We start from the raw sequence: 2,737 nt of genomic DNA, 5'->3' as shown, positions 1-2,737 counted from the left end.
ATCTGCTTGCCCCAGGCGATCTCGGTCGCGTTGTTCGAGTACCAGATCGTGATGGGGCCGTGGGCTGTGGTCGCCGCGCGGCGGGGAGACGTAGTGCTCGACCTTCGGCAGGAACCGCCAGACGAGGGCCGCGCCGATGAGCATGAGCACGGCGAGCAGCACGAAGGACAGCCGCCAGCCGAGCGCATGCCCGGCCGCCGTCCCGAGCGGCACGCCGAAGACGAAGGCGAGGGTGCCGCCGGAGATCGTGATCGAGATCGCCCGACCGATCTGTTCCTTGGGCACGAGGTGGGCGGAGTACGCCCCGACGACGCCCCAGAACAGGCCGTGGGCGAGGCCGCCGAGCACCCGGGTGGCGACGACGAGTTCGTAGCTCGGGGCGAGCGCGGTGAGCACGTTGCTGAGCGCGAAAACGAGGAGCACGAACACGATGAGTCCGTGCCGGGGCAGCCGTTTCGTGAGCAGGGCCAGCGGCGTGCTCGTGAGCACGACGGTGAACGCGAACCAGCTCACAAGCAGGCCCGTCTGCGACTGCGGCACTCCGAGCGATCCGCTCATCTCCGGGAGCAGGCCGGTCGGCAGCATCTCGCTGGTGACGGAGAGGAACACGGCACCGGAGAGGGCGAGCAGCCCGATCCACGGGAAGCGGGCAGGAGGCGTCGAGGCGACCGAGCCGGTGCGGGGGCGGTCGGAGTGCGCGGTGGCGGAGTTGGCGGGATCGAAGCGGGGCAGCTCGATCGGCGAAGTCAGGGACATGGGTGTGCTCACAGAGGGCTGGGCCTGCAGCCCGCGCGGGGCCGGGCCGGCGCCAGCCGGATCGTGTGCGCGCAGCGTGCGCGCCCGGGGCCTGTCGCTTGTGCCGGCCGCATCCAGCCTAACCGACAGCCTGACAGCAGCCGATAGCCTAGACGGATGACTAGTTCCACTCCGCTGCCCGCACACCACCACTGGGTCATCGCCCTCGTCTGCGTCGACCAGCCGGGCATCGTCCACGCCGTGAGCGGCGCCATCGTGCAGGCTCACGGCAACATCACCGAGAGCCAGCAGTTCACGAGCGCCGACACCGGCCGGTTCTTCATGCGACTCCAGATCGAGACTCCCGCCTCACGCGAGGCGCTCACGGCGGCGCTCGCACCCGTCGCCGAGCGCTACGCGATGACGTCGGTGATCGACGTCGTCGGCCGCCCGCTCCGCACCCTCGTGCTCGCCTCGACGGCGGGCAACTGCGTGAACGACCTGCTCTTCCGACACCGGGGCGGCCAGGTGCCGATCGAGATCCCGCTGGTGCTGAGCAACCACGGCACCCTGCGCGACCTCGTCGGCTTCTACGGGGTGCCGTTCGAATCGCTCCCCATCACGGATGCCGCGAGCAAGGCCGCCTTCGAAGCCCGGGTGATCGAGGCTATCGAGGACAACGACATCGAGCTCGTCGTGCTCGCGCGGTACATGCAGATCCTGTCCCCTGAACTGTGCGCGGTCCTCGAGGGCCGGGCCATCAACATCCACCACTCGTTCCTGCCGGGGTTCAAGGGTGCGAACCCGTACAAGCAGGCCCACGCGCGCGGGGTCAAGCTGATCGGGGCGACGGCTCACTTCGTGACGAGCGACCTCGACGAGGGACCGATCATCGAGCAGAACGTGGTCCGGGTGGACCACTCCCGCACGCCGGCCGAGCTCGTCGCGATCGGCCAGGACGAGGAGAGCCGCACCCTCACGCAGGCGGTGACCTGGTTCGCCGAGCACCGGGTGCTGCTCGACGGGGCCCGGACGATCATCTTCAAGTAGCCGCCGGCATCCGCCAGGCCCCAGACCCCGCCGGGGTGTTCCGAATTCAGGAGTTGGCCCCGAATCCGGGCAGAATCCGGCCTAATCCGGCCCGATTGGGGCTCAACTCCTGAATTCGGCACCAGGCCACCCGTGGCCCTGCCGCCGGATGCCGCGGCGCGCGATCGATAAGATGGGCGGGTGACTGACTCCCGTGCCCTGCCGAAGATCGGGTTCAACGACGTTCTGCGGTTCCTGCTCGAACTGTTCGCGTTCGTCACCCTCGCGGTCTGGGGCTTCACGACCTGGCCGTTCCCGTGGCCCGCGCTGCTCGTCGGCATCGTCGCCCCCGCGTTCGCGATCGTCCTCTGGGCCTTGTTCCGGTCGCCGAAGGCCGTCTTCCGGCTTGACCCGTTCGGCAAGGCGATCATCGAGATCGCGGTGTTCGGCGCCGCCGCGATCGCGTGGTGGGACATGGGCCTGCCGATCATCGGCGGCGTCTTCGCGGTCGTCGCGACGGTCAGCGGCGTCCTCTCCGGTCGCGCCGAGCTGCGCTAGCTCGCTCGCGTCCGGGCGGTCAGGCGGGACGGACCGCCCGAGTCTCGCGCGGCATCCGCAGGGCGAGGGCGCTCGTCGCGAGGAAGAACAGCGCACCGACACCGAACGCGACCGGGTACGAGACGGAATCGGCGAGCAGGCCCGCCGCGAGCGGGCCGATGATCGCGCCGAAGTCGGAGAACATCGAGAAGACCGCGACCGGGCGTCCGCCACCTGCCCCCGCTGCGTCGCCGACCGCGGCGGCGGGAGCCGTACCGAGGAACGCCGACGCGACGCCGTAGACGCAGAGCAGCACCGTGAGGACCACAATGTTCGGCGCGAACGGCACCGCGAAGATGGTCACGGCGGCGAGCAGACAGGCTCCGATGATCGCCGGGCGGCGTCCGACGGTGTCGACGAAGCGGGCCGCGGGCGC

4 protein-coding genes are annotated in these 2,737 nt (G+C 70.0%); 2 read left to right on the top strand and 2 right to left on the bottom strand.

Annotation, left to right across the window (positions count from 1 at the left end; genetic code table 11):
* On the bottom strand, positions 1 to 756 hold a 756-nt coding region (locus tag QN345_RS17795), incomplete at its 3' end, for an MFS transporter (protein WP_323508993.1).
* A gap of 156 nt (positions 757 to 912) precedes the next feature.
* Between QN345_RS17795 and purU the strand changes: the two genes are divergently transcribed.
* Positions 913 to 1,785, top strand: a complete 873-nt coding sequence (gene purU / locus QN345_RS17790) for a formyltetrahydrofolate deformylase (RefSeq protein WP_322140984.1) — start codon at positions 913 to 915, stop codon at positions 1,783 to 1,785.
* A gap of 180 nt (positions 1,786 to 1,965) precedes the next feature.
* Complete coding sequence (locus QN345_RS17785; protein WP_322137202.1) at positions 1,966 to 2,322, top strand: YrdB family protein; 357 nt, start codon at positions 1,966 to 1,968, stop codon at positions 2,320 to 2,322.
* Positions 2,323 to 2,341: 19 nt separating this feature from the next.
* Here the strand turns inward: QN345_RS17785 and QN345_RS17780 are convergent.
* A partial coding sequence (locus QN345_RS17780; protein WP_323508992.1) for an MFS transporter occupies positions 2,342 to 2,737 on the bottom strand: 396 nt, incomplete at its 5' end.

It is taken from the genome of Cryobacterium sp. 10I1, assembly GCF_035019805.1.
GTDB classification, from domain to species: domain Bacteria; phylum Actinomycetota; class Actinomycetes; order Actinomycetales; family Microbacteriaceae; genus Cryobacterium; species Cryobacterium glucosi.
This window is presented reverse-complemented; position numbering and strand designations above follow the sequence as displayed.